The following is a 25798-nucleotide window of genomic DNA, read 5'->3' on the forward strand; positions in this document are numbered from 1 at the left end:
ATAGCCTGACCTATTGTGAACCAAATGGAGGGCAAGGACGTATGAATATCGTATTAATGGGTCTGCCGGGTGCTGGTAAAGGTACGCAAGCAGACAAAATTGTCGAGAAGTACGGAATCCCTCATATTTCTACAGGCGATATGTTCCGTGCTGCCATCAAAGATGGCACGGAACTTGGAGTTAAAGCGAAATCGTTCATGGATCAGGGCGCATTAGTTCCTGATGAAGTTACTATCGGTATCGTACGTGAACGTTTAAGCAAATCGGATTGTGACAAAGGTTTTCTTCTTGATGGATTTCCTAGAACAGTTCCTCAAGCTAAAGCACTAGATGCCTTGCTTGAAGACTTAGATAAAAAAATCGAGTATGTATTAGACATTGAAGTCGATACAGAAAAATTAGTTGCAAGATTATCAGGACGTCGTATTTGTAAAGTGTGCGGAACTTCTTACCACTTGATTTTCAATCCACCAGAGGTTGAAGATGTTTGTGATAAAGAGGGTGGCGAACTTTACCAGCGTGCAGATGATAATCCCGAGACTGTCATGAATCGTCTGGAAGTAAATATGAATCAGACAGCACCTTTACTCGACTTTTACGGCGAAAAAGGCGTGTTGACGAAAATAAATGGTCAACAAGACATTACTCTCGTATTCAAAGACTTGGATGCAGTTTTACAACAAAGTACAAAGTAATCAATCCTTTTCGGGCACATCTGCATCACTGTTCGGAAAGTAATGGTTGAAAACGAGCTGCAAAAGCGTAAAGTGCCCGGTATTGGACAAATGGGAGTTTAAATTGATTCTTCAGTTGTTGCTACATGCATTATCTTGCAAATCGCGGTATAATGTGTAATTGGTAACATCTGTGAGAACAATAAAGGATCTCACTCGCAGAGATGCGAAACAGCGAAATGTGGCAGACGTCTTTCGAACATCACTCATGCAAACTGGACATATGTTGAAGGAAGCTTTTTTGAAGGCGACTGATGCCGCTCGATGGTGAAAGCCTTTATTGGATATAGAAGGGAGACAGGATTGATGGCGAAGGACGACGTAATTGAGGTAGAAGGAACTGTTCTTGAAACGTTGCCGAATGCGATGTTTAAAGTGGAGTTAGAAAACGGACATACGGTACTAGCACACGTATCGGGTAAAATTCGTATGCACTTTATTCGTATATTGCCTGGCGACAAAGTGACAATGGAACTTTCGCCTTACGATTTGACACGTGGTCGTATCACATACCGTTTTAAATAAACTTTTGCACTCCGGAATACTGAAGGAGGTTGGGTAAGATGAAAGTAAGACCATCTGTAAAACCGATCTGCGAAAAATGTAAAGTTATTCGTAGACGCGGCCGAGTAATGGTAATCTGTGAAAATCCAAAACATAAACAAAGACAAGGCTAAAACACAAGGAGGTGCACAACTTATATGGCACGTATTGCTGGTGTAGACGTTCCGCGCGATAAGCGCGTTGTCATTTCATTGACATACATTTTTGGTATTGGTAAGACAACTGCAAAAAGCATTTTGAATGCAGCTGAAATTTCTGAAGAGACTCGAGTTCGTGACTTAACAGAAACTGAACTTGATAAAATTCGTGAACAAATCGACGGTTTGAAAGTAGAAGGAGATCTACGTCGTGAGACTTCTTTAAACATCAAGCGTTTGATGGAAATTGGTAGTAACCGTGGAATCCGTCACCGTCGTGGATTGCCTGTTCGTGGTCAAAACACGAAAAACAATGCTCGTACGCGTAAAGGTCCAAAACGTACAATTGCAAACAAGAAAAAATAATAGGTAAAGGAGGGCTCTTTCCAACATGGCACGTAAACAACAAACTCGTAAACGTCGTGTAAAAAAGAATATTGAAACTGGTATTGCACATATCCGTTCGACGTTCAATAATACTATCGTTACTATTACAGATAGCCACGGTAATGCACTTTCATGGTCTAGCGCTGGTGCACTTGGCTTTAGAGGTTCCCGTAAATCCACTCCATTTGCTGCACAAATGGCTGCTGAAACTGCAGCGAAAACAGCAATGGAACATGGTTTAAAATCATTGGAAGTAACAGTTAAAGGCCCTGGTGCTGGTCTTGAAGCGGCTATCCGTTCACTACAAGCTGCAGGTCTTGAGGTTACAGCGATCAGAGACGTAACTCCGGTTCCGCACAATGGTTGCCGCCCGCCAAAACGTCGTCGCGTATAATCGGTTTGAATCTATTGGATTAAGAAAGACAATATTTGTTAATACTGTTGAAATAGACTATCTATTATCAGTGAATTCAATATGGTTAAACCACTATAGAAGACGTTTTGAGGAGGGTAAATAAATGATCGAGATTGAGAAACCAAAGATTGAAACAGTAACAATTGGTGAAGATTCGCAGTTTGGTAAGTTTATTATCGAACCACTAGAGCGTGGATATGGAAATACCCTTGGGAATTCCTTACGTCGCATTCTTTTATCTTCATTGCCAGGAGCTGCTGTGACATCTATTCAAATCGATGGAGTACTTCATGAATTCTCAACAATTGAAGGTGTCGTTGAAGACGTATCAACAGTTATTTTGAATGTGAAGAAACTTGCTCTCAAAATTTACTCAGATGATGAGAAAGTTATTGAGATCGATGTGAAGGGTGAAGGCGTCGTGACGGCTGCAGATATCACACATGATAGTGATGTCGAAGTATTAAATCCAGATCTCCCGATTGCTACTCTCGGTAAAAATGGACACTTACGTATGCGTATGTATGCTGTACGTGGACGCGGATATGTTCCTTCCGATCAAAACAAACGTGAGGATCTAGCGATTGGTGTGATTCCAATCGACTCGATTTACACTCCAGTTTCACGCGTTAATTTCCAAGTTGAAAATACTCGCGTCGGCCAAAGTACCAACTTTGATAAGTTGACACTCGATGTATGGACAGATGGTAGCATAGGTCCTAAAGAGGCTGTTTCACTTGGTGCTAAAATTTTAACCGAACACTTAAATATATTCGTTGGTATGACTGACGAAGCACAAACTGCAGAAATTATGGTAGAAAAAGAAGAAGACCAAAAAGAAAAGGTTCTAGAGATGACTATTGAAGAACTTGACCTTTCTGTCCGATCTTATAACTGCTTGAAGCGTGCAGGCATCAATACTGTTCTAGAACTTGCTAACAAGTCCGAAGACGAAATGATGAAAGTGCGAAACTTAGGCCGTAAATCACTTGAAGAAGTGAAGGCTAAATTAGACGAGCTAAACCTTGAGTTACGCTCTGAAGAATAACTGACATATACTTGAAGGAGGGTAACTTCAAATGGGATACAGAAAACTTGGACGCACAAGTTCACAACGTAAAGCAATGCTACGCGACCTAACGACGGATTTAATCGTTCATGAGCGCATCCAAACAACTGAAGCACGCGCAAAAGAATTGCGTTCTGTAGTTGAAAAGATGATCACTCTTGGTAAACGTGGGGATCTTCATGCACGTCGTCAAGCTGCTGAATATATGCGTCGTGAATTGGTGACTGTTGAAAACGAAGAGGGCGAAGAGGCAACTGTTTATGCACTTCAAAAACTTTTCGATACAGTAGCACCACGTTATGCAGATCGCCAAGGCGGTTATACACGTATAATGAAAATGGGACCTCGCCGCGGCGATGGAGCACCAGTAGTAATTATCGAATTAGTGTAATTCCATACATGTAAAGGGTGTGTCTGTCACGCACAGCCACACCCTTTTATTACAATTATAAGATTTATACGACTTAAAAGCTGAGTGTTATGATCCGCGAGCAATCGACTGGTCTAGCTCTACGTACCTCATCTGAGATGTCGGCATGAGCACCCGGCATTTACGTTTGTAAAAAGCGCATTCCTTAGATGAGGTACGCGCTTTTTTTTTATACATAAGAATTGTTGCTTACTGAATACTACATAGCATACTAAAAGGAGGAGTCCGGATGAAGGAAATTGCGTCGATGCATCATGTGATTTTTTCATATGATACAGAAGAGGATGAGTCATCACATGTTCCAAAGAAAGCTCTGGATGATGTGTCTTTTACGTTGTATGAAGGAGAGTGGCTAGCAGTCGTAGGTCACAATGGATCGGGAAAATCGACACTTGCCAAGATGCTAATCGGCTTGCTATTTCCTTCCTCGGGTGAAGTGAACCTCTTTTTGGAAAAGTTGAGTGAAGAAAACTTATGGGAGACACGATCACGGATGGGGATTGTCTTTCAGAATCCGGACAACCAATTTGTTGGCTCAACAGTTCAGGACGATGTAGCATTTGCACTAGAGAACAATGGAGTGCCTCACGATATTATGGTGAAGCGTGTGCATGAAGCGTTACATCAGGTGAAAATGGCTGATTATATCAATCATGAACCACATCATTTGTCTGGGGGGCAGAAGCAACGGGTGGCAATTGCTGGGGCACTTGCGTTGCAACCAGAATTATTAATATTAGACGAAGCAACTTCTATGCTCGATCCCCAAGGTCGTGAGGAAGTTATTGAAATCGTGAAAAAGCTGCGTTCTGACATCGGTTTGACAGTTGTGTCGATTACGCATGATTTGGAAGAAGTCTTGCTAGCGGACCGGATTCTAGTTATGAATGAAGGCAATGTTCTGATGACAGGAACACCACAAGAGATATTTGCAAAAGGTACCGAGCTTGAAAACATTGGGTTAGACTTACCGTTTGCTTTACGTGTTTCAGAATTACTTAGAGAATCAGGTGTCAAGCTTCAAGGCGACTATATGACAGAAGAAGAGTTGGTGAATGAATTGTGGACATTTCACTTCAGCAAGTAGGTTATTTATACGCGAAAGATTCACCTTTTGAAAAGCGAGCATTGCAGGACGTGACTGCCATTATTCCTTCAGGCTCTTATACGTCAATCATCGGGCATACGGGGTCAGGCAAATCGACACTGTTGCTTCATTTGAATGGCTTGTTAAAACCATCTGAAGGTGTGGTTAAGATTGGTGATACAATAATCACCGCACAGACGAAAGGCAAACAAATGAAGGAAGCGCGACAGCAGGTTGGAATCGTTTTTCAATTTCCAGAGCATCAGTTATTTGAAGAGACTGTAGAAAAGGATATAATGTTTGGCCCAATCAATTTCGGTGTATCAAAAGAAATAGCACGTGAGAGAGCCCATGAATTGGTGAAATTGCTCGGTCTGCCTGAAGATGTCCTTCAAAAGTCGCCGTTTGAGCTCTCAGGCGGTCAAATGCGGCGTGTGGCGATAGCTGGAGTACTAGCATTCAAGCCGTCTGTATTAGTGCTGGACGAGCCAACAGCAGGTCTAGATCCTAGGGGACGTAAGGAAATTATGGAACTGTTTCATCAGCTGCATGAACAGGAAAATCTAACGACGATTTTAGTAACACATAGTATGGAAGATGCAGCTCGCTATAGTGACCGGATTGTTGTCATGCACGGAGGGACAGCCGTCATGGAAGGTACGCCAGAGGAAATATTCAATCAAGAAGAACTACTGCGTTCTTATAGACTTAGTATTCCGCGATCTGTTCGTTTCCAACGGACAATAGAAAAAATGATTGGTCAGCGATTTAGCCGCCTTGCATTGACTGAGGAAATACTGGCGCAAGAGTTATCCACAACTATCGCTGGAAAAGGAGAACGGCCATGCTAGAAAAAATGATTATTGGCCGTTTTATACCTGGAAATTCTATAGTCCATAGGATGGATCCTCGTTCTAAGTTATTATTTGTGTTCTTATTCGTTGTTGCTGTCTTTTTGGCAAATAATGTTACATCTTATGCTGTATTACTAGCCTTTACAGTATTCGTTATCGCACTTGCTAGAATTAGACCTTACTTTTTAGTGAATGGATTAAAGCCAGTTATATTTTTGATTGTCTTTACGTTGTTATTGCATATTTTCTTTACGCGTGAAGGACCGATTATCTTTGAGTGGAAGTTTATTAAAATTTATGAAGAAGGATTGCGAATGGGTATTTTCATTTCTGTCCGATTCCTAGTACTCGTATTGGTCACGACTGTTTTGACGCTGACAACTTCTCCAATATCTATCACTGATGGACTAGAGACGTTACTAAATCCGTTTAAGAAGCTCAAATTGCCTGTTCATGAGCTAGCGTTAATGATGTCAATTTCATTGCGTTTTATTCCAACTTTGATGGATGAAACAGATAAAATTTTGAAAGCTCAATTAGCGAGAGGTTCTGACCTAAGTACTGGAACGATTAAGGAGCGGATCCAAGCAGTTATTCCATTGCTCGTTCCTTTATTCGTCAGTGCATTTAAGCGAGCCGAAGATTTAGCAGTCGCTATGGAAGTGCGAGGCTATCGTGGTGGTGAGGGACGGACAAGGTTCCGCCAATTATCCTGGCAAATGAAAGATACAGCTGTACTAATTGCATTTGTATTATTAGTTGTGGTGCTCTTGTGGGTAAGGAAGTGAATAATATGAAACGAATGAAAGCAATCGTGTGCTATGATGGGACGAATTTTGCGGGTTATCAATCGCAGCCTGGTATGCGCACGGTTCAGTCTGAAATTGATAAAGTATTAGTTAAATTGCATAAGGATCCGTCTATTCACTCAGTAGCGAGTGGCCGCACAGATTCCGGTGTTCATGCAATCGGACAAGTCATCCATTTTGATACGCCACTTGATTTGGCTGATCGGTGGGTGACTGCGCTGAATGTATTATTGCCGAAAGATGTACGCATAACGAAAGTAGAGGTCGTGGCTGACGATTTTCATGCGCGATACGGAGCGAAAGGTAAGACGTATAGATATAAATGGTCCTACAGTGAAGTTCAAAGCCCTTTCGAACGAAATTTTGCAGTACATTTAGGTAGATGGAATCCAGACATTGGGCGAATGAATGCAGGAGCTAAACATTTAATTGGGACGCATGATTTCACGAGTTTTTGTTCAGCAAAAACTGCAACGACCAATAAAGTTCGAACTATTCGTAAATTAACACTTGAACGGCAACAGGATGAATTAATATTGGAAGTAGAAGGCGATGGCTTTCTTTACAATATGGTGCGCACGATTGCGGGTGTTTTACTAGCGGTAGGAATTGGCTGGGATGAGCCGGAAGACGTCTACAAGATCCTTCAGGCAAAAGATCGTCAAAAGGCTGGCAAGACAGCGCCAGCACATGGTTTGTACCTACTGGAAGTCACCTATTGAAGTCATGGCAACTAATCCTGGCGTTTTCATAAAAACGCTTGACTTTATTGGTAATAAAGGTTAACATGATAAATGGTATTTCAATAACCCCACAATAAGCCCCGGAAGTTTATTTGTGTTTAGGGATAGAGAAAACAATGGAACAGATTGATATTTTTAGGAGGATTACAATATGCGCACAACATTCATGGCTAAAGGTCACGAAGTAGAACGTAAATGGCTAGTTGTCGACGCTGAAGGACAAACGCTTGGTCGTCTTGCTTCAGAAGTTGCAACACTATTACGCGGTAAACATAAACCAACGTTTACACCACATGTTGATACTGGTGATCACGTCATCATTATCAATGCAGAAAAGATTCAATTGACTGGTAACAAGTTAAAAGACAAAATGTATTACCGTCACTCTGGGTACACAGGTAGCATCAAGTCTCGTACAGCGCTTGAAATGCGTACTAACTACCCGGTTAAAATGCTTGAACTTGCGATCAAAGGAATGCTTCCAAACGGTCCTCTAGGTCGTCAAACAATTAAGAAGTTACACGTTTATGCTGGTCCAGAACATCAGCACGCAGCACAAAAACCAGAAGCATTTGAGCTTCGCGGATAATTAAGAGGAGGAAACACACTTGGCACAAGTACAATATATCGGCACTGGCCGTCGTAAAAGTTCAGTAGCTCGTGTACGTCTAGTTCCTGGCGAAGGCAAAATTGTCGTCAACAACCGTGACGTAGAAGACTACGTACCATTCGAAACACTTCGTGAAATCATCAAACAACCACTAGTTGCAACGGAAACACTTGGAAGCTATGATATCCATGTTAACGTAAACGGTGGAGGTTACACAGGTCAAGCAGGAGCAATCCGTCACGGCGTAGCTCGTGCATTGCTAACTGTAGATCCAGATTTCCGTCCAGTATTGAAATCAGCTGGACTTCTAACACGTGACCCACGTATGAAAGAACGTAAGAAGCCAGGTCTTCGCGGCGCTCGTCGTGCACCTCAGTTCTCTAAACGTTAATATTGGTTTTATACCAATCTTTACAGCCTCTTTCCGAGTTTATCGGGAAGGGGTTTTTTAGAATTTTAAACTCCTTGCCCAGACCGTAAAGAGAAATAAGAAGTGAAACTAAAGAACAGAATAGAAATTACAATTATCCATAGCGGAGCAATAAGCTATTTTAAGGATCCAGTAAATAAACCTAGTGTATATTTGTAGATTCAGAGATTGTATGTTATATTTATGAAAATTAAATAAACTAATTTAAATAAGTGCTCACATTGTGAGGTAAAAGGGAAACTAGTGAAAGTCTAGTACAGCCCCCGCTACTGTAAAAGCTGATGAAATTACAATACCACTGAGAAATCGGGAAGGTGTAAGAGTAAAATGAAGCTTGAGTCAGGAAACCTGCTTATTTAAACGACACTTACTTTTCGGAGGGAGAAGTATAGGCGAGACAATAAGATTAATTGTTTTATGTTTCAGTATGATTTCTATTATACTTTCACATGCCTACACTTCCTTGAAAAGGAGTGTAGGCATTTTTATTTGGAGGGAAACCATGAAAAAGGGAAAAATTTTTGTCGTTGGATTCGGCCCCGGAGCTACTGAACATATTACAGGACGGGCGTTAACGGCACTGCAAGAAAGTGAGTATATTATTGGTTATAAAACGTACGTAGATCTGATTAAGCATTTAGTGACAGCAAAGTCCATTGTTAGCACAGGCATGACCGAAGAAGTGTCGCGTGCAATAGATGCTGTTAAGAAAGCGGAGGCGGGCGGTATTGTCTCAGTAATTTCCAGCGGTGATTCAGGTGCGTATGGTATGGCAGGATTAGTGTATGAAGTGCTTGTCGAAAAGGGTTGGACTGAAGCAGAAGGAATTGAAGTAGAAATTGTTCCAGGTATATCAGCAATTAATTCATGTGCGAGCTTACTGGGCGCACCTGTCATGCATGATTCTTGTACGATCAGTTTAAGTGACCATCTAACACCATGGACTGTTATCGAAAAACGTATTGAAGCGGCGGGGATGGCGGATTTTGTAATTGCTTTATACAATCCGAAAAGTGGACGTAGGACGCGCCAAATTGTAGAAGCGCAAAATATCTTACTAAAATATCGTTCTCCTGATACACCTGTAGGGCTAGTGAAAAGCGCTTATCGTGAAAATCAACATATTATCCTGACAACATTATCTGAAATGCTTGAGCATGATATCGGAATGTTGACAACTGTCATTATAGGTAACTCTTCCACTTTCTTTTATGATGATAAAATTATTACGCCAAGGGGCTATCAACGAAAATATACTTTAGGCGAAGGTAAACAAAGGTTAAAACCGCATCAGCGTTTAAAAAAGGAAGCGGAACCATGGGCGCTTGATCAAGAAACTGGAGAGGCGCTATCAGGGTATGAGGAAATTATCGGAAAGACACCTGAGCAAGCTCCAATGCAACAACAAAAACAAGAACAAAAAGTTCAGTCAATGGATATGGCATTAAAGGCTTTATCAATGGTGTCAAAAGAAGAAGTGCAAAATCCATTTTTGGTGAGACAATCGATCGAGAATATATTTGAATTTTCCGTTTCACCTGGTGTTGCTAATAAAATGATCACAGCAGAGCAAATGCGTGTATTAGCTGAAGTCGTTGGCGAGAATGGTACATTGGAATATACACCGGATCATCATTTTTTAGTAAAGGTTACAACAGATAGTCCTGAAGCGATTGTTGAAAAGCTTGAAAAAAGTCATTTGACAGTCATGCCGGCAGGGGAAGTATTAAAAGTCAAAGCCTGTGATTTCTGTTACGGGGAAAAAGCAGACTCTATCCCATATGCAGAAGAAATCGCAGCAAAGTTTGAAGGGATGAAGCTTCCAAAGCAGTTGCATGTTGGTTTCAACGGCTGCGGAATGGCTTGTTATCGCCCTGTATTTGATGATATTGGGATCGTTTACCGGAAGAAAAAATTTGATTTATTTATTGGTGCAAAGCCAGTTGGTCGTACTGCCCATGCTGCTCAACCCATCGCAGAAGGGATTGAGCCAGAAGATTTAATCCCACTAGTAACCAAAATTATAGAAGAATATGAACAAAACGCACACCCTAACGAACGTTTCTTTAAGTATTTTAAACGTGTCAAAAAAGTTTTGAACTATGACTATTACGACATGAGTTGCAAGATTGAAGTAGAGCCAGCACCTTGTGGAGATTAGGAGGAAACTATGATTTTATTTTTAGCAGGCACTAGCGATGCTAGAGCACTAGCCATTCATTTGCAGAGTCTAGGCTACCCTTTGATAGCCACAGTAGTTACCGAATCTGCGGCAGAAAGTTTAAAAATGAATGATATCTCGTATCAGGTGGGCCGGTTAACAGTGGATGATATGGTGGCGCTGATCCAGAAACATGAGATGACTTGTGTAGTGGATGCCAGTCATCCATATGCGGAAGAAGCTTCGAAAACCGCTATGGAAGCAGCAAAGGCATGTGGTGTTCCATATATTCGCTATGAACGTCCAAAAGAAAAGTTTGTTTCTCCGCTGATTACAGAGGTAGACAGTTATGAAGACGCTGCTAAGCTAGCTCAAACGCATAAAGGGACAATTATGTTAACAACGGGTAGTAAGACGTTGGAAGTGTTTACGAATTACTTATTGCGTGATGAAATTAGATTGATTTGCAGAATGCTACCAAACATAGGCAATATGGAAAAATGCGATAGGTTAGGAATCAAACAAAAGGATATTATCGCAATACAAGGACCGTTTTCTGAATCACTCAATAAGTCTTTGTGCGAGCAATATGATGTGACGTTAATGATTACTAAGGAAAGCGGCAAAGTAGGATCTGTCGATGAGAAAATAACTGCCGCCTTAGAATTAGAGATACCTGTTATTTTGATTAAAAGACCAAAGCTTCAATATGAAAATTTTTGTACATCATTTGAAAAAGTTACACAACTATTAGGAGGTTATACTTTTGAAAAATCCAAACATGAACTTTAATACAAAATTTATACCACTTACTGTAGATCCAGATAAAATTTATGATCACAGTTTCTCAATTATCAAAGAAGAGATGGGAGAACACCCGTTTACAGACGAGCAGTGGATGGTTGTTCGCCGCGTTATTCATGCTTCAGCGGATTTTGAGTTAGGCCGTAGTATGATTTTCACACCTGATGCACTTGAAGCAGGAATCCAATCGATTTTGTCAGGCCATCACGTAGTGGTGGACGTGCAAATGATTGAGAGTGGTTCAGGTCGCAAACGTTTCCAAAAACACGGTAGCGACTTACATTGTTACATTGCGGATGAGGATGTTGCAAAAGAAGCGAAGGCTGAAGGAACAACACGTGCGATCATATCGATGCAAAAAGCAACACGTTTACATAAAGGTGGGATTTACGCTATTGGTAATGCGCCAACTGCATTGCTAGAGTTAATTCGTTTAATTAAAGAGGGCATCGCCAAACCAGATTTAATTATTGGAATGCCAGTGGGCTTTGTTTCGGCGGCAGAATCAAAAGAGGAGCTAGCAGTCCTTGAAGGAATTCCGTTTATTACTAATGTAGGGAGAAAGGGTGGCAGTACAGTGACAGTAGCTGCACTGAATGCCATTTCGATTATGGCAGATGAGCGCGCAAAGCAAACAAACTAAAAAAGATCCATCAAAAATGCGCCATGGCTACACTACAGGATCTTGTGCAACTGCGATGACGAAAGCGGCATTGCAAGGGTTGGTGACGGGAAAAGTACCGGAAGAAGTCACTATTTATTTACCGATAGGCAAGTACGCTACATTCAAAGTATCAGCGTTTGAAGTAGTAGATGGCGGAGTAATGTGTGAGACCATCAAAGATGCTGGTGATGATCCTGATGCTACACACAAGGCGCGAATTCAAAGTACCGTTTACTATTCAAAAGAAGAAGGTATCCATTTAGATGGAGGGGTTGGTGTAGGGCGAGTAACAAAACCAGGACTTCCCGTACCTGTCGGTCAGGCAGCCATTAACCCAGTGCCACGTAAAATGATACTAGGTGTTGCACAAGAAGGATTCGATTACTACCAATTAAAACGCGGAATCGATGTGGTAATTTCCGTACCTGACGGAGAAGAGATTGCTAAAAAAACACTGAATGGGCGTCTTGGCATTATTGGAGGAATTTCAATCTTAGGAACTCGTGGGACAGTTGTTCCCTTTTCGAGTTCTGCCTTCATGGCAAGTATTGCGCAAGCGATTAGTGTGGCAAAAGAAGCAGGGTGCGATCATGTAGTTATCACAACGGGCGGCCGCAGTGAAAAATATGCTTTAAAACAATACCCGCATTTACCAGAAGAAGCCTTCATAGAAATGGGAGACTTTATCGGTTTTACGCTTAAGAATATTGCACGTAAGAAAATCCCTAAAGTATCCCTAGTAGGAATGATGGGGAAGTTTTCAAAACTGGCACGAGGCGTAATGATGGTTCACTCAAAAAGCGCGCCGATCAGCTTCGAATTTTTAGCGGAAATGGCAAATAGAGTAGGCGTAGATGAAGAAACACAGCAAGAAATTCTACAGGCTAATACGGCATCACAAGTTGGAGAAATACTTCGAGGAAACGATGCATTCTTTGAAGCACTCAGTAAAAACTGTTGCTACTATGCACTGAATCACATGAATGCCGAAATTGAAGTGTCGACATCATTGTATGCCATGAATGGAGACTGTTTAGGAAAGGCTGAGAATATTGACAAATTGGATGAAAATGATTGGTATAGGGGATAATGGCGCGGCAGGATTGCTCCCTCAATATATAGAGTGGATCAATGAATGTGATGTTCTCGTAGGTGGAGAACGCCATCTTCAATTCTTTCCTTCATTTGAAAAAGAGAAGAAAGTAATTAAGGGTGGTTTGTCAGCATTAACAGAGGAATTACAAGAAGAAACACGTAATGTAGTTATTTTGGTGTCCGGTGATCCATTGTTTTATGGACTGGGGGGCGTGCTTGCGAAAAAGCTGCCCCTGGAGATCTATCCATATACTAGCTCGGTTCAGCTGGCTTTTTCAAAAATGCAGGAAAGTTGGCACGATGCGTACATTGTCAGCTTACACGGCCGTTCTATAAAAGGTTTTGCGCAGAAAATAGACGGACGTAAGAAAATAGCTATTTTAACAGATGAAACGAACTCTCCGCAAGCCATTGCGACGTATTTAAAGCGCTTTAACATGATAGAATATGATGCCTTCGTTGCTGAGAATTTAGAAGGTGAAAACGAACGCTGTCGTTTTCTTTCATTAGATGAGATGGAACAAACCTCATTCTCCTCTTTGAATGTTGTGATTTTAAAGCAACGAAATATAGTTGAACGTGCTTCTCTTGGTATTCCGGATGATGAATTTCTACAGAGAAAACCAGATAAAGGCTTAATTACTAAAAGAGAAATACGAACACTTTGTTTGCAAGAGCTGAAACTTAAAGAAGATAGCATTGTTTGGGACATTGGAACTTGCACAGGATCTGTTGCGATTGAAGCAGCAAAAGTGGCGCGAGAGGGAGCAGTGTATGCCATTGAAAAAAATGAGGCTGACCTCGAAAATTGCTTAGGAAATCAATTGAAACATCGTACAGACTTTATTGCGGTGCTAGGTAAAGCGCCGGAACGCCTTGAAGAATTCCCAGATCCTCAAGCAATTTTTATTGGCGGTAATGGGGGGAATATGGAGCAGTTATTGCAAACCTGTATTTCACGACTACAGCCGAATGGTCGACTTGTCATGAATATTGCTACGATAGAGAATCTAGCTGAAGCGATGAGCCATTTAAAAGCGTTAGGTTGTGAAGTATCCATATTGCAGGCACAACTTTCAAAGAGTAAACCGATTTTACATTTAACACGTTTCGAACCATTAAATCCCATCTATATAGTGACAGCACAGAAAGGACAAGAATAATGACAATAGGAAAATTATACGGATTAGGCGTTGGACCAGGAGATCCTGAGTTAATTACAGTAAAAGCATTTCGTAAATTACAAGAATGCCCAGTCATTGCGTATCCCAAAAAATTAAGGGGCAGTAAATCTTATGCCCATCGTATTGTGGATGTATATATTCACCCAGCTGAAAAAGAGATGCTCGGTTTAGTATTCCCGATGACCAAAGACGAAGAAGTATTGCGTACTGCATGGGAAAAAGCAGCAGAAGAGATTTATGCCTACTTAGCAGAAGGAAAAGATGTAGCGTTTGTAACCGAAGGAGATCCGATGCTGTTTAGTACATTTATTCATCTATTGCGCTTAATGAAAACGAAGCATCCAGAGGTGCCAATTGAAACAGTGGCGGGTATTTCGTCATTTAACGGTTCTGCTAATCGTTTAGGCATTCCATTAGCCGAAGGTGATGACCATGTGGCGATGATTCCTGCTACAGATAATATGGAACAGATGCGTCAAGTAATCGAAAGTCACGATGCCATCGTCTTTATTAAGGTAGCCAAAGTTATAGATGAGATGCTGGATTTATTGGAGGAAATGAACTTACTGGAAAAAACGCATGTAGTTACAAAAGTTACATCTGACGAAGAAGTGATTTGGAATACGGATGAACTTAGAGGCGCGGATTTAAATTACTTGTCATGTATGGTGGTGCGCAAATGATGAAGAAAGTTTGGATTATCGGTGCAGGTCCAGGAGATCCCGACTTAATAACGGTAAAGGGTTTGAAGCTCTTACAACAAGCGGATGTTGTCATGTATACCGATTCACTCGTAAGCGAAACGTTAGTGGAGGAAGCGAAGGAATCGGCAGAAGTTATCCGTACGGCAGGGATGCATCTGCAAGAAATGGTAGATTGTATTGTCGAACGGGTCAATGCCGGAAAAATGGTTGTACGATTACATACGGGGGATCCAGCGATGTATGGCGCAACAATGGAACAAGTGGCATTACTGAAGCAGCATGATATTGGTTATGAAGTGGTGCCGGGTGTGAGTTCTGTTTTTGCAGCTGCAGCGGCAGTCGGTGCAGAGCTGACAGTCCCTGATTTAACACAAACACTTATTTTAACTAGGGCTGAGGGACGTACCCCGGTGCCAGAGCGCGAAAAGTTACAGAAACTTGCAAGTCATCATTGTACGATTGCTATGTTTTTAAGTGCGACATTGACAAAGAAAATTGTAAAAGAATTGCAAGCGGCGGGCTGGGCAGATGATACGCCAGTAGCTGTCGTGCAGCGTGCTACATGGCCGGATGAAAAAATTGTTCAGACAACATTGATTGAATTGGATGAGGCGATGCGTGTCAATGGTATTCGTAAGCATGCGATGATATTGGCAGGTTGGGCATTAGACCCGAATATTCATGAAAAAGAGTATCGTTCAAAGCTGTACGATAAAACATTTACTCACGGTTTCCGAAAAGGTGTGAAGGCGGATGATTAATTTACGAGAAGGTGAAATCCCTACCATCGAAAAACGTAAACCGTATGCTCTCGTCGCCATTACAAAACACGGGGTTGCCAATGCAAGAAGCTATACGGAAAAATTTCCATATGCAGATCTTTACTATATGAAGAAATTCGCTAAAGGTGATGAAGAAGCGCGCCAAATCCAATTGTTTGACGGCACGGTACGATTATTATTGCCTGCTTTGTTCCAGCATTACAAAGGAGTTATTTGCATCATTTCACTGGGCGCTGTCGTTCGTATGATTGCTCCAATTATGATTAATAAAATGAAAGACCCTGCCGTATTGGTCGTCGATGATCTAGGTCAATACGTCATAAGCGTATTATCGGGACATATTGGTGGTGCTAATGCACTGACATATGAATTTGCAAAAGCAATCGGTGCTGTCCCTGTTGTTACGACTGCATCTGATGTGCAAAAAACAATTCCTGTCGATTTATTCGGCGCTCAATTTGGCTGGATGTGGGATAGCGAAGAAAAACTGTTACCAGTCAGTGCATCGGTTGTTAATGAAGAGCATGTCGCAATCGTGCAGGAAACAGGTGAAAAAAATTGGTGGATGCATGATCGTGCAATGCCAACCAATTTGAAAATCTATCCATCAACGACAGAAGCAATTCAGGCAAAGCCGCAAGCAACCTTGCTTATAACCGATCGATTAATCGATGCGCATGAGGAAGTGTTGCTAGAAAAAGGAGTGATCTACCGTCCGAAATCAATTGTCCTCGGCATTGGCTGTAATCGTGGAACTGCACTAGAGGAAATTGAGCAAGTTGTAGACGAAACATTAACAGAACTGCGTTTGAGTAAAAAAAGTGTTAAAGCAGTAGCGACTATAGATTTGAAGAAAGACGAGATAGGGCTACTTGAATTAACTGCCAAGCATAATTGGCCATTTATTACGTATACGCCTGAACAGCTTAATGAAATGCCGCTTCTTAACCCATCTGAAACAGTATTTAAATATACAGGAGCATACGGTGTAAGCGAGCCGGCAGCATTGCGTTATGCGAATGCAAAAGAATTAGTATTAGAGAAAAAGAAAAGTGGCAATGTGACGGTATCCATTGCGCGCGTCAATTTTGAGGAGAGAGGACAATGAATCGATTTGTGCTAGCCGGTACAGGAAGCGGTGTTGGGAAAACAACATTCACGATTGGGATTATGCGTGCACTTATGAAGCGTGGTTTAACAGTACAAGGCTTCAAATGCGGTCCAGATTATATCGATCCAACATATCATACAGCTGTCACAAAACGCCCTTCTCGAAACATTGATAGTTACATGATGGCTCATGATATCATCCGTGCCATTGTCGCAAGAGCTAGTCAAGATACAGACGTAGCTATTATTGAAGGCGTGATGGGCTTTTACGATGGCAAATCCCCCTTATCAAATGAAGGGTCAGCTGCTCATATTAGCGAGATTACAAAAAGTCCTGTCATTTTAATTGTCAATGCAGCAAGTATGGCGAGAAGTGTAGCGGCAATCGTTAAAGGGTTCCAGTTGCTGGATGAAAACTCCAATATTGTCGGTGTTATTGCGAACCAATTGGGTAGTAAAAACCATTTCAACATTGTCAAAACAGCAATCGAAGAAGAGTGTGGAATTCCTGTTATCGGTTACTTGCCAAAGGATGCTGTCCCTGCGATGCCGAGCCGTCATTTAGGTTTAGTACCGGCCATCGAGCGTGGTGACCTAGATTCATATTTTGATAGCCTGGCAACGGTCATTGAAGAAACTGTAAATATTGATCAGCTGATGGAAATTACAAAAGCGCAACCGATAGAAGTATCCTCATCAATTTTTGATGTTCAGCCTTATAGACAAGTAGCCCATATTGCAGTAGCTAAGGATGCGGCGTTTAACTTCTATTATGAGGAGAATCTAGAATTACTACGTGCGCATGGCGCGATCCTGCATTTCTTCTCTCCGTTACAAAATGAAGAAGTTCCGAATGAAGCGCAGGGATTGTACATCGGTGGTGGTTTCCCAGAAGAGTTTGCAGAACAATTAGCAATAAACGAGAAAGCGAAGGAATCTATAAGAAACGCAATCAATCGTGGATTGCCGACATTAGCCGAATGTGGCGGTTTTATGTACTTAACAGCAGAAATAATAGATCGTCAGGAACAAGCGTTTCCAATGCTCGGAGTAATCCCAGGACGTGTGCTTATGCAAGATAAGCGAGCGGCACTTGGATATAGGGAAATTACAGGCGTTGCAGGCAATTTCTTAATTGATGAAGAGACACAGGCGAAAGGGCATGAGTTTCATTATTCAAAATATGAGGGAGAGCATACTAGCCCTGCTTATTTTAGTAAAGGTCGTTTTCGCGCACAGCAAGAAGGTTATTTACATAAAAATCTCGTAGCGGGCTTTACACAATTTCATTTTGCTTCGAATCCACAGCTTGTGGAAAATTGGTTGAAAGCATGTTTGGAGGGAGAGCAATGAGCTATTTTCCACTGTTAATGAATGTGGATTATAAAAAGGTTGTAATTGTTGGAGGCGGACATGTAGCACGTCAAAAAATAGAAGCCTTACTTCCAACAAAAGCAATGATAATCGTAGTTAGCCCATCGGTGACAGAGACGGTACAACAGTATGTTAGTGAAGGGCTTGTGACTTGGAAAGAAAAAGCATTTGAATCAGCCGATTTAGATGATGCCACATTGGTTTTTGCTGTTACAAATGATGAAGAAGTGAACAATGCTGTGGAAGAAGCAACTCAGCATTGGCAATTACTCAGCCGTGCGGATGCAAAAGGGCGTGTTGATTTTATCAATCCGGCCGTCGTTCGCCGCGGAGAATTTCTTGTGACTGTATCAACATCTGGGGCTAGTCCAGGTTTAACACGTAAAGTAAAAACGGATTTAGCGGAACAATTCGGAGACTATTATGCGTCATATGTGTCTTTCTTAAGGGAAGCTCGTCAGCAAGTCTTACAAGTGTTTACTGGAGACGCGAAAAAACAAGTTCTTGCGGAACTGCTGGATCCAAGACTTTTGCAGTGGATGGAGCAAGGCGAAAACCAAAAGTGTGAAGAGTGGTTACAACAACGGATAGGAGAACAACAGTGAGTGGATCTGTATATATTGTAGGGGCTGGTCCTGGTGACCCGAAACTATTGACAATTAGAGGATTAGAATGTATTCAGCAAGCAGACGTGATTTTATATGATCGTCTAGTAAATGTTGAATTATTACATCATGCGAAAGCGGATGCTAAGCTGATTTATTGTGGTAAAGAGCCAGGCAAACATGGAATGATTCAAGATGAAATCCATCGTGTGTTGGTTGAGCAAGCAAGTCTGGGCAAGCAAGTGTTGCGCTTAAAAGGTGGAGACCCATTTGTCTTTGGACGCGGTGCTGAAGAGGCGGCAGTTTTACGACAAGCACGTATACCATATGAAATTGTTCCAGGGATAACAGCAGGAATTGCTGCGCCAGCTTATGCAGGGATTCCGGTGACACATCGTGATCATGGCGCAAGCTTTGCAATTGTTCCAGGCCAAGGTCGTGCAGAAAAAGGGCAAGACTTTTTAAATTGGGCAGCACTTGCTCAAATTGATACTGTGGCGTTTTATATGAGCGTTGGTAACATCGAACATATTACGAAAAGCTTAATAGAAAACGGTAAAAAAGATACAACCCCTGTTGCAGTTATTGAATGGGGAACAACTGAAAACCAACGTACGATTACAGGTAATCTGGCAACAATTACACAAGAAATTCTAACACATCATATCTCGAATCCATCAATGATTTTAGTAGGTGATGTAGTAGGGGTACGTGAAGAAATTTCTTGGTTTGAAGAAAAGGAGCTAAAACCATGTTAGAAGCATTAAAAAAACGTCGTGCGATTCGACAATTTGAAACGCGTGAAGTGGAACGAGAAAAAATTGAGACGCTATTGGAAGCAGCAACATATGCACCAAACGACCGTATGCGAGAGCCTTGGCATTTCTATATTTTACAAGGTGATAGCTTGGCGCAGTATGAACAAGTGGCACTTGATTATTTACAAAAACGCTTTCCGACAAAACCACATTTAGTGGAAGGTTCAATGGAAGCGATCACACAAACCCCGCTTATTATCGTGGTAACTTCGGCTATCGTGGATGGAGATGAGGGTGCAACGAAGGATAATACCTTTGCAGTTAGCGGCGCCATTATGTCGATGTGGTTAATGGCAGAACAGCTAGGTTTAGGTATGGTATGGCGTACACGCGGTGTAGGTTTAGTGCATGAAACAGCATTACATACATTTATTGGCGCATCGGATAAAGAACAATTAATAGGAACGCTATGTATCGGGTACCCGACAGAAGAAATAACTTCTGCAAAAAAACGTACACCATTTACCGAAAAAACTACTTGGCTATAAGGGGGAATTGAATATGGCAAGACAAGGAATGTTGCTAGTGTATACAGGTGATGGCAAAGGAAAAACTACTGCTTCACTTGGTGTTACTTTACGTGCAATTGGTCGCGGCATGAAGGTGAAGTATTTTCAATTTATTAAATCACCCGAACGTACATATGGTGAGCAAATTGCTTTGCGGAAACTTGGTGTTGAAACCGTGCAATTAGGTATCGGATTCACATGGACGAAAACACCAGAAGAGCATCGGGAAGCACTTGCAAAAGCATGGCAAACGGTAAAAAAAGAGCTGCAAGATGAAACGACAGATGTCTTGGTGCTGGATGAGCTGAATAATGCGTTATCCATCACACGTTTTCCAGTCGATGATGTATTGCCGTTAGATGAAGTATTAGAGGCAATAGTAAACCGTCCAAAATCCATGCATTTAGTCATCACAGGACGCTCTGCGCATCCCTCCATTCTCTCATTAGCCGATTTAGTATCAACAATTGATGCAACAAAACATTATTATACTGAGCAAGATGTCCAAGCAATGAAGGGCCTTGAATTTTAATGAAAGCAATTATGATTCAAGGCACCGCATCGGATGTCGGAAAAAGTGTTTTATGCACTGCACTCTGCCGCATTTTAGTTAACGATGGGTACCAGGTTGCGCCATTTAAATCGCAAAATATGGCGCTAAATTCCTACGTCACTAAAGATGGAGGGGAAATTGGACGGGCACAAGGCGTCCAAGCAGAGGCTGCAAAAATTGATGCCACAACCGATATGAATCCAATTTTACTGAAACCGACAGGGAATATGGTGTCAGAAGTAATTTTACATGGCAAACGATTTGCTGATATGGATGCGGTTTCGTATCGCGAAAATTTCGTTGAGCAAGTAATGCCGGAAGTGCGTAAGTCGCTACGACGTTTAGAGGCACAATATAATGTACTGGTATTGGAAGGTGCAGGAAGCCCTGCTGAAATCAATTTGAAAAACCGTGATATCGCCAATATGCGTATGGCCCATGAAACAGATGCAGCCGTTATTTTAGTAGCCGATATTGAACGCGGCGGAGTTTTTGCATCACTTGTTGGTACTTTGATGTTACTAGATGATGAAGAGCGTGCGCGTGTAAAAGGGATTGTTATTAATAAATTCCGCGGCATGAAGGAATTGCTCGTTAGCGGCATCGATTGGCTGGAGGAGTATACAGGCATTCAAGTACTTGGCGTCATTCCGTACTTTGATGTGCAAATTGAAGCAGAGGATTCGATGGCCCTATCAAGCTTGCGTTTAAAAAAATCTCAGCATCAGGAGTTTGATATTGACGTGGCCGTCATTCGTTTCCCTATGATTTCCAATTTCACAGATCTTGATCCATTATTTGAGGAACCAGACGTAGGCGTGCGCTTTGTTTCCTCCTTAAAAGATTTGAAAAATCCGGATGTTATCATTCTACCGGGAACGAAGAATACAATTGAAGATTATTTGTGGTTGCAAGAAACAGGTTTGGCCCAAGAAATTTTACAACGGGCACGAAGAGGAAAGAAAATTATCGGAATTTGTGGCGGCTACCAAATGCTTGGTGAATCAATAGTAAATCAGCAGACGTTTGAAAACGAAGGCGGGACGTTTTCCACGCTTGGCTTACTGCCGATTGAAACTGTGTTAATTGGTGAGAATCAAACAACCCAAATCAAGGGTACGAACTATGCAGGTCAGGAAATGACAGGTTTTGTATTTCATCTAGGGCACAGTACACCAACGCAACCAATCCAAAGCTTTATCTGCCTGGATGATGGCAGACAGGATGGTGTGTATACAGAGCAAGTGATAGGTACATATTTACACGGGATTTTTCAAAATCGTTTGTTCACTCGGGAGTATTTCAATCAAATTCGTGTAGCAAAAGACTTAGAAGAAGTCTCAAGTGAAATTCTCTCGGACTATGAACGACGGGAGCAGGCGTATGAAATGTTGGATTATCATGTGCGTAAACATTTGAATATGGATAAAATCTATGAATTACTAGATGAATCAATGTAGCAATACGATTACAGAAAGCATTGAGGAGAAGGTTCAATGATGAAGGAATCCCCTTTACAAATCGATTTTGAAAAGTTCTGGAAAGAGGGCATGCTGGATTGGCACGGCAAGATGCCCGAACGCATGGTGGATGACGAGTTGGAAGAAGCATTTTGGGCGCAATCAATGAAGAAAAAAACATATAAGCAAATGGATGACTACGCAGAAAAAATCTATGAAAAAATGAAACGGTATATTCCGCAAGACGCAAGCTGCCTGGAGATCGGACCGGGGTGGGGCAATTATACATTCCAATTGAGTGAAGATGTAAAAAGTCTAACACTGGTAGATGGTTCCGAAAGTGTGCTTGCTTATTTAAAACAATACTATGAGGCCGATGCACCGGTTCAGTTTGTGTATAGTAAATGGGAAGAAGCGCAAATTGAGCCGCATGATGTTGTCGTCGGGGTGAACTGCTTTTATCGTATGTATGAAATGAAAGCAGCACTGAAGAAAATGAATGCACTTGCACAAAAACGTGCCATCATTGGCTTAACGACGGGTCCAATTCAACCGCATTATGTTGTCTTAGATAAGCAGTATGGCTATAAAATTAAATACCCGCGTCGCGATTATATTGCCATTCTCAACATTCTGTATCAGTTGGGCATTTATGCAGATTGTGAAATGCTCAAGCTAGAGCGTACATACCGTTACGAAACATTGGAACAACTTTATGAAGCACAAAGTAAAAAAATCTTATCATCACAGTTTGAAGAGGCGCATGTGAAATCCTCACTTACACCTTTTATTACGTTGGAGGATGGCCAATATGTGTACCGTCATCCATTTTATGCAGCAATCATTAATTGGGAGCCTTTGAATTTACATGACTAAGTTACGATTCACATTATTAATAGGAGCGTTAATAGCGGTGTTGCTTGCTTCTATGACATGTGCGGTGATGGTGGGCTCAGTTGGTATAACGCCAAGTATTATTTGGGAAGTCCTATTTTCGAAAATCGGTTTATCGATAGAGAACACGGCTTCAAAAGCACAGAGCATTATTATATGGGAAATTCGTTTACCACGGATAATACTTGCGGCGATTGTTGGAGCGGCCTTAGCAATCAGTGGCGCGGCAATTCAAGCACTAGTAAGGAACCCTATTGCAGATCCTTATATTTTAGGGGTATCGTCTGGGGCATCAGTTGGTGCGACATTGGTCATTTTACTTGGTGCATTCAGCTTTTTAGGAACTTATGCATTATCCTTTGCCGCTTTTTTGGGAGCTATTTTTGCAGTCGTAATCGTGTTTCTATTGGCACGTGTCAATGGACGAACGTCTGTTATTCGTCTGCTTCTAGCAGGGATTGCGATATCGATGGTGTTTTCGGCTATCACAAATTTCATGCTTATGACATCAAAACAACAAGGCGGTATTCAAGCTGTAATACATTGGATGCTTGGTAGTTTAGCGGGCGCGAAATGGTCAACAATTGGAATACCGTTTTTTATATTCCTTCTAGTTTTTATATTACTGTTATTGAATTATCGCCAGCTTAATGCGCTACTCCTTGGTGAAGAGCTAGCTACTACGCTTGGTATGAATTTAGACGGTTTTCGGATTTTTATTATCCTTGTTGTCTCGTTACTGACAGGTGTTGTGGTTGCAAGCAGCGGTAGCATTGGTTTTGTTGGATTAATTATACCGCATTTTGTGCGAATGATAGTAGGTTCAAACTACAAATTGGTTTTACCGATTAGTGCATTAATGGGTGCAATATTCTTAGTCTGGGCGGATATGGTCGCACGTATTGCGATAGCGCCTGAAGAAATGCCTATCGGTATTGTGACTGCTATTTGCGGAGGCCCCTTCTTTATATGGATGCTTAGACGCCGTCGATACTCTTTTGGGGATGGTGAATAATGTTGTTACAAGTAAAAAATATTTCATTTTCAGTACCGGAAAAGAAAATTTTGCACGATATTTCATTTTCATTAGATCAAGGCAAGCTTATTGGCATTATTGGCCCTAATGGCAGCGGAAAATCGACGATGTTAAAAATCATCTACCGCTATTTGAAACAAACAAGCGGAGTTGTGACGTTATATGAAAAAGACATGGATCAAATGACTCAAAAAAACATTGCTCAGGAAATGGCTGTCGTAAGTCAAGAAACCCCTGTACTCTTTGACTTTACCGTAAAAGATTTAGTTATGATGGGACGGACGCCATATAAACAATGGCTTGCAAATGATAGCAAAGAAGACTTTTCTATTGTAGAGGAAAGTATGCAGCTTGCTAACGTACTGTATTTAAAAGACCGAACGCTTGGTAAATTATCCGGAGGCGAAAAGAAACGGGTTATGCTGGCACGCGCACTCGCACAGCAGGCAAAAATCTTAATTCTAGATGAACCAACCAATCATTTGGATATCGAACACCAGCTCCAGTTAATGGATTTGGTGAAGGAACTGCCCATTACAATAATAGCAGCATTGCATGATTTAAATTTAGCATCTAGCTATTGTGATGAATTACTTTTAATAAAAGAAGGGGCTCTTCATATGAAAGGGACTCCTGAACAGGTACTGACAGAGGAGACTATAGAGCAAGTATTCCATGTACAAGCCGGTGTTTCAAAGAATCCATTTACACAAAAACTACATTTATTTTTCACGCAGAAAACTTAGGGAGAATTGTGTACATATGAAAAAGAAATTAATCTGGGCATGTATGTCTTTAGCTATATTGCTTTTATTAGCAGCATGCTCAAACAAAGATACGGAAACAGAAGAAGAGAAGGACGATGCGGAAAACGGGCAAACAGAGCAGGCTGGAAAAGTTGTTATTGACAATATTGACGTTGTAATTGAATCCGATAAAGCGCCAAAACATGCAATTTCATTAAACCAGCATGTAACAGAAATCATGCTAGCGCTCGGCTTAGAAGATTCAATGGTCGGTACGGCTTATTTAGATGACGAAATTTACAAGCCATTTCAAGAAGCATATGAGAAAGTACCAGTATTAGCTGAACAATATCCATCCAAAGAGCAAGTGATTGAAGTGGAAGCAGACTTTCTATATGGTGGTTGGTCAAGTGCGTTTAATGAAAAAGGTATTGCAACACGTGAAGAGTTAAAGGAGTTAGGCATCGATAGCTATTTACAGATATCATCTACTAAAATAGCACCAACAGTAGAAGATATTTATACAGACATTCGAAACATCGCAAAGATATTCCGGATTGAAGATCGTGGGGAAGAACTAGTTAGCCAAATGAATCAAGACATTGAAGAGATTACAGCTAAATTACCTGAAGTGAAAGAGCCATTGGATGTTTTAGTATTCGATAGTGGTGATACAGAAGTCTTCACGGCGACACAGAATTTCATGAATACACTAGTGACGATGGCGGGCGGAAACAATGTTTTTGGTGACGTGGAAGGGAACTGGTCTACTGTCTCAAAAGAAGATGCAGTTGACCGTCAGCCAGAAGTTATCGTTGTGATTGATTACGGTTCAACTACAGTAGAGCAGAAAATTAATTTCCTTAAATCAGATCCGGCATTAAGCCAAACACCTGCCGTACAAAATGAGAAGTTTGTCACTTTGCCATTGTCAGCAGCTTCTGAAGGTGTTCGTGTAGCAGAAGCAGTCGAGATTTTAGCAAAAGGTTTCTATCCGGACGTTTATTAATAGAGTGGGAGGTTACAAGTC

General features: G+C 41.4%; 31 protein-coding genes and 1 riboswitch. All 31 genes read left to right on the top strand.

From position 1 onward, the window contains the following. The first annotated feature begins 41 nt into the window (after positions 1-41). The 31 genes from CSV79_RS03355 to CSV79_RS03505 all read left to right on the top strand — a co-directional run bounded on the left by CSV79_RS03355 (position 42) and on the right by CSV79_RS03505 (position 25777). A complete protein-coding gene (locus tag CSV79_RS03355; protein ID WP_099687627.1) occupies positions 42-695 on the top strand; it encodes an adenylate kinase in 654 nt (217 codons plus the stop codon). A gap of 345 nt (positions 696-1040) precedes the next feature. Beyond that, positions 1041-1259: a translation initiation factor IF-1 gene (gene infA, locus CSV79_RS03360; protein ID WP_040759924.1), complete on the top strand. Its 219-nt coding sequence runs from the start codon at positions 1041-1043 to the stop codon at positions 1257-1259. Between the two features lie 38 nt (positions 1260-1297). Beyond that, positions 1298-1411 carry a 50S ribosomal protein L36 gene (rpmJ, locus tag CSV79_RS03365; RefSeq protein WP_076758849.1) on the top strand — a complete coding sequence of 38 codons (114 nt, stop codon included), beginning with the start codon at positions 1298-1300 and terminating at the stop codon, positions 1409-1411. Between the two features lie 24 nt (positions 1412-1435). Beyond that, positions 1436-1801: a 30S ribosomal protein S13 gene (gene rpsM / locus CSV79_RS03370; protein ID WP_099687628.1), complete on the top strand. Its 366-nt coding sequence runs from the start codon at positions 1436-1438 to the stop codon at positions 1799-1801. A gap of 25 nt (positions 1802-1826) precedes the next feature. Next, positions 1827-2216 carry a 30S ribosomal protein S11 gene (gene rpsK, locus CSV79_RS03375; RefSeq protein WP_099687629.1) on the top strand — a complete coding sequence of 130 codons (390 nt, stop codon included), beginning with the start codon at positions 1827-1829 and terminating at the stop codon, positions 2214-2216. Between the two features lie 124 nt (positions 2217-2340). Beyond that, positions 2341-3285 (top strand): DNA-directed RNA polymerase subunit alpha, encoded by a 945-nt coding sequence (locus tag CSV79_RS03380; protein WP_009499030.1) that lies wholly within the window; start codon positions 2341-2343, stop codon positions 3283-3285. Positions 3286-3316: 31 nt separating this feature from the next. Further along, the gene (rplQ, locus tag CSV79_RS03385) at positions 3317-3697 is read left to right on the top strand and encodes a 50S ribosomal protein L17 (RefSeq protein WP_099687630.1); all 381 of its coding nucleotides are present in this window, start codon (positions 3317-3319) and stop codon (positions 3695-3697) included. Positions 3698-3965: 268 nt separating this feature from the next. Beyond that, positions 3966-4823, top strand: a complete 858-nt coding sequence (locus CSV79_RS03390; RefSeq protein ID WP_099687631.1) for an energy-coupling factor ABC transporter ATP-binding protein — start codon at positions 3966-3968, stop codon at positions 4821-4823. Further along, on the top strand, positions 4799-5674 hold the full coding sequence (locus tag CSV79_RS03395) for an energy-coupling factor ABC transporter ATP-binding protein (RefSeq protein WP_099687632.1): 876 nt from the start codon (positions 4799-4801) through the stop codon (positions 5672-5674). The genes CSV79_RS03390 and CSV79_RS03395 overlap by 25 nt, the downstream gene beginning before the upstream one ends. Continuing rightward, entirely contained in the window at positions 5668-6465 is a 798-nt protein-coding gene (locus CSV79_RS03400) for an energy-coupling factor transporter transmembrane component T family protein (RefSeq protein WP_099687633.1), read from the top strand. The genes CSV79_RS03395 and CSV79_RS03400 overlap by 7 nt, the downstream gene beginning before the upstream one ends. A gap of 5 nt (positions 6466-6470) precedes the next feature. Further along, the gene (truA, locus tag CSV79_RS03405; protein WP_099687634.1) at positions 6471-7208 is read left to right on the top strand and encodes a tRNA pseudouridine(38-40) synthase TruA; all 738 of its coding nucleotides are present in this window, start codon (positions 6471-6473) and stop codon (positions 7206-7208) included. 172 nt (positions 7209-7380) lie between these two features. Next, entirely contained in the window at positions 7381-7818 is a 438-nt protein-coding gene (rplM, locus tag CSV79_RS03410) for a 50S ribosomal protein L13 (protein WP_099687635.1), read from the top strand. Positions 7819-7837: 19 nt separating this feature from the next. Continuing rightward, complete coding sequence (gene rpsI / locus CSV79_RS03415; protein WP_099687636.1) at positions 7838-8230, top strand: 30S ribosomal protein S9; 393 nt, start codon at positions 7838-7840, stop codon at positions 8228-8230. A 232-nt stretch (positions 8231-8462) separates the two neighbouring features. Further along, positions 8463-8639: riboswitch (cobalamin riboswitch) on the top strand. Between the two features lie 132 nt (positions 8640-8771). Then, positions 8772-10430, top strand: a complete 1659-nt coding sequence (gene cobJ, locus CSV79_RS03420) for a precorrin-3B C(17)-methyltransferase (protein ID WP_099687637.1) — start codon at positions 8772-8774, stop codon at positions 10428-10430. A 9-nt stretch (positions 10431-10439) separates the two neighbouring features. Then, a complete protein-coding gene (gene cobK, locus CSV79_RS03425) occupies positions 10440-11222 on the top strand; it encodes a precorrin-6A reductase (RefSeq protein WP_099687638.1) in 783 nt (260 codons plus the stop codon). Further along, entirely contained in the window at positions 11212-11877 is a 666-nt protein-coding gene (locus CSV79_RS03430; protein ID WP_099687751.1) for a precorrin-8X methylmutase, read from the top strand. Before cobK ends, CSV79_RS03430 begins: the two co-directional genes overlap by 11 nt. A gap of 16 nt (positions 11878-11893) precedes the next feature. After that, positions 11894-12988, top strand: a complete 1095-nt coding sequence (locus CSV79_RS03435) for a cobalt-precorrin-5B (C(1))-methyltransferase (protein ID WP_369824914.1) — start codon at positions 11894-11896, stop codon at positions 12986-12988. Then, a complete protein-coding gene (gene cbiE / locus CSV79_RS03440; RefSeq protein WP_099687750.1) occupies positions 12963-14156 on the top strand; it encodes a precorrin-6y C5,15-methyltransferase (decarboxylating) subunit CbiE in 1194 nt (397 codons plus the stop codon). The genes CSV79_RS03435 and cbiE overlap by 26 nt, the downstream gene beginning before the upstream one ends. After that, complete coding sequence (gene cobI / locus CSV79_RS03445; protein WP_099687639.1) at positions 14156-14860, top strand: precorrin-2 C(20)-methyltransferase; 705 nt, start codon at positions 14156-14158, stop codon at positions 14858-14860. Before cbiE ends, cobI begins: the two co-directional genes overlap by 1 nt. Further along, positions 14860-15642: a precorrin-4 C(11)-methyltransferase gene (cobM, locus tag CSV79_RS03450; protein ID WP_099687752.1), complete on the top strand. Its 783-nt coding sequence runs from the start codon at positions 14860-14862 to the stop codon at positions 15640-15642. Before cobI ends, cobM begins: the two co-directional genes overlap by 1 nt. Then, positions 15635-16771 carry a cobalt-precorrin 5A hydrolase gene (locus CSV79_RS03455; RefSeq protein WP_099687640.1) on the top strand — a complete coding sequence of 379 codons (1137 nt, stop codon included), beginning with the start codon at positions 15635-15637 and terminating at the stop codon, positions 16769-16771. The genes cobM and CSV79_RS03455 overlap by 8 nt, the downstream gene beginning before the upstream one ends. Then, positions 16768-18126: a cobyrinic acid a,c-diamide synthase CobB gene (locus tag CSV79_RS03460; protein WP_099687641.1), complete on the top strand. Its 1359-nt coding sequence runs from the start codon at positions 16768-16770 to the stop codon at positions 18124-18126. The genes CSV79_RS03455 and CSV79_RS03460 overlap by 4 nt, the downstream gene beginning before the upstream one ends. Further along, a complete protein-coding gene (locus tag CSV79_RS03465) occupies positions 18123-18752 on the top strand; it encodes a precorrin-2 dehydrogenase/sirohydrochlorin ferrochelatase family protein (protein WP_099687642.1) in 630 nt (209 codons plus the stop codon). Before CSV79_RS03460 ends, CSV79_RS03465 begins: the two co-directional genes overlap by 4 nt. After that, on the top strand, positions 18749-19510 hold the full coding sequence (gene cobA / locus CSV79_RS03470) for a uroporphyrinogen-III C-methyltransferase (protein ID WP_099687643.1): 762 nt from the start codon (positions 18749-18751) through the stop codon (positions 19508-19510). The genes CSV79_RS03465 and cobA overlap by 4 nt, the downstream gene beginning before the upstream one ends. After that, complete coding sequence (locus CSV79_RS03475; protein WP_099687644.1) at positions 19504-20058, top strand: nitroreductase family protein; 555 nt, start codon at positions 19504-19506, stop codon at positions 20056-20058. Before cobA ends, CSV79_RS03475 begins: the two co-directional genes overlap by 7 nt. A gap of 13 nt (positions 20059-20071) precedes the next feature. Next, on the top strand, positions 20072-20611 hold the full coding sequence (locus CSV79_RS03480; protein WP_099687645.1) for a cob(I)yrinic acid a,c-diamide adenosyltransferase: 540 nt from the start codon (positions 20072-20074) through the stop codon (positions 20609-20611). After that, a complete protein-coding gene (locus CSV79_RS03485) occupies positions 20611-22092 on the top strand; it encodes a cobyric acid synthase (RefSeq protein WP_099687646.1) in 1482 nt (493 codons plus the stop codon). The genes CSV79_RS03480 and CSV79_RS03485 overlap by 1 nt, the downstream gene beginning before the upstream one ends. 36 nt (positions 22093-22128) lie before the next feature. Continuing rightward, positions 22129-22968 (top strand): class I SAM-dependent methyltransferase, encoded by an 840-nt coding sequence (locus tag CSV79_RS03490; protein WP_099687647.1) that lies wholly within the window; start codon positions 22129-22131, stop codon positions 22966-22968. Then, positions 22961-24001, top strand: a complete 1041-nt coding sequence (locus CSV79_RS03495) for a FecCD family ABC transporter permease (protein ID WP_099687648.1) — start codon at positions 22961-22963, stop codon at positions 23999-24001. The genes CSV79_RS03490 and CSV79_RS03495 overlap by 8 nt, the downstream gene beginning before the upstream one ends. A gap of 2 nt (positions 24002-24003) precedes the next feature. After that, on the top strand, positions 24004-24768 hold the full coding sequence (locus tag CSV79_RS03500; protein ID WP_099687753.1) for an ABC transporter ATP-binding protein: 765 nt from the start codon (positions 24004-24006) through the stop codon (positions 24766-24768). A gap of 16 nt (positions 24769-24784) precedes the next feature. Further along, positions 24785-25777, top strand: a complete 993-nt coding sequence (locus CSV79_RS03505; RefSeq protein WP_099687649.1) for an ABC transporter substrate-binding protein — start codon at positions 24785-24787, stop codon at positions 25775-25777. Positions 25778-25798 lie beyond the last annotated feature (21 nt).

Origin of the sequence: Sporosarcina sp. P13, from assembly GCF_002743055.1 — a bacterium.
Taxonomy (GTDB): Bacteria; Bacillota; Bacilli; order Bacillales_A; family Planococcaceae; genus Sporosarcina.

Bases quoted from the DNA above. Each gene is read 5' to 3' on its own strand.
- CSV79_RS03435 (WP_369824914.1), top strand. From the start codon at position 11,894: ATGCGCCATGGCTACACTACAGGATCTTGTGCAACTGCGATGACGAAA.
- CSV79_RS03390 (WP_099687631.1), top strand. From the start codon at position 3,966: ATGAAGGAAATTGCGTCGATGCATCATGTGATTTTTTCATATGATACA.
- CSV79_RS03480 (WP_099687645.1), top strand. From the start codon at position 20,072: ATGGCAAGACAAGGAATGTTGCTAGTGTATACAGGTGATGGCAAAGGA.
- CSV79_RS03490 (WP_099687647.1), top strand. From the start codon at position 22,129: ATGATGAAGGAATCCCCTTTACAAATCGATTTTGAAAAGTTCTGGAAA.
- CSV79_RS03400 (WP_099687633.1), top strand. From the start codon at position 5,668: ATGCTAGAAAAAATGATTATTGGCCGTTTTATACCTGGAAATTCTATA.
- cobM (WP_099687752.1), top strand. From the start codon at position 14,860: ATGAAGAAAGTTTGGATTATCGGTGCAGGTCCAGGAGATCCCGACTTA.
- rpsM (WP_099687628.1), top strand. From the start codon at position 1,436: ATGGCACGTATTGCTGGTGTAGACGTTCCGCGCGATAAGCGCGTTGTC.
- CSV79_RS03455 (WP_099687640.1), top strand. From the start codon at position 15,635: ATGATTAATTTACGAGAAGGTGAAATCCCTACCATCGAAAAACGTAAA.
- cobJ (WP_099687637.1), top strand. From the start codon at position 8,772: ATGAAAAAGGGAAAAATTTTTGTCGTTGGATTCGGCCCCGGAGCTACT.
- cobK (WP_099687638.1), top strand. From the start codon at position 10,440: ATGATTTTATTTTTAGCAGGCACTAGCGATGCTAGAGCACTAGCCATT.
- rplQ (WP_099687630.1), top strand. From the start codon at position 3,317: ATGGGATACAGAAAACTTGGACGCACAAGTTCACAACGTAAAGCAATG.
- CSV79_RS03460 (WP_099687641.1), top strand. From the start codon at position 16,768: ATGAATCGATTTGTGCTAGCCGGTACAGGAAGCGGTGTTGGGAAAACA.
- cbiE (WP_099687750.1), top strand. From the start codon at position 12,963: ATGAAAATGATTGGTATAGGGGATAATGGCGCGGCAGGATTGCTCCCT.
- infA (WP_040759924.1), top strand. From the start codon at position 1,041: ATGGCGAAGGACGACGTAATTGAGGTAGAAGGAACTGTTCTTGAAACG.
- truA (WP_099687634.1), top strand. From the start codon at position 6,471: ATGAAACGAATGAAAGCAATCGTGTGCTATGATGGGACGAATTTTGCG.
- CSV79_RS03355 (WP_099687627.1), top strand. From the start codon at position 42: ATGAATATCGTATTAATGGGTCTGCCGGGTGCTGGTAAAGGTACGCAA.
- rpmJ (WP_076758849.1), top strand. From the start codon at position 1,298: ATGAAAGTAAGACCATCTGTAAAACCGATCTGCGAAAAATGTAAAGTT.
- CSV79_RS03495 (WP_099687648.1), top strand. From the start codon at position 22,961: ATGACTAAGTTACGATTCACATTATTAATAGGAGCGTTAATAGCGGTG.
- rpsK (WP_099687629.1), top strand. From the start codon at position 1,827: ATGGCACGTAAACAACAAACTCGTAAACGTCGTGTAAAAAAGAATATT.
- CSV79_RS03475 (WP_099687644.1), top strand. From the start codon at position 19,504: ATGTTAGAAGCATTAAAAAAACGTCGTGCGATTCGACAATTTGAAACG.
- CSV79_RS03505 (WP_099687649.1), top strand. From the start codon at position 24,785: ATGAAAAAGAAATTAATCTGGGCATGTATGTCTTTAGCTATATTGCTT.
- cobI (WP_099687639.1), top strand. From the start codon at position 14,156: ATGACAATAGGAAAATTATACGGATTAGGCGTTGGACCAGGAGATCCT.
- CSV79_RS03465 (WP_099687642.1), top strand. From the start codon at position 18,123: ATGAGCTATTTTCCACTGTTAATGAATGTGGATTATAAAAAGGTTGTA.
- CSV79_RS03430 (WP_099687751.1), top strand. From the start codon at position 11,212: ATGAACTTTAATACAAAATTTATACCACTTACTGTAGATCCAGATAAA.
- CSV79_RS03485 (WP_099687646.1), top strand. From the start codon at position 20,611: ATGAAAGCAATTATGATTCAAGGCACCGCATCGGATGTCGGAAAAAGT.
- CSV79_RS03380 (WP_009499030.1), top strand. From the start codon at position 2,341: ATGATCGAGATTGAGAAACCAAAGATTGAAACAGTAACAATTGGTGAA.
- rplM (WP_099687635.1), top strand. From the start codon at position 7,381: ATGCGCACAACATTCATGGCTAAAGGTCACGAAGTAGAACGTAAATGG.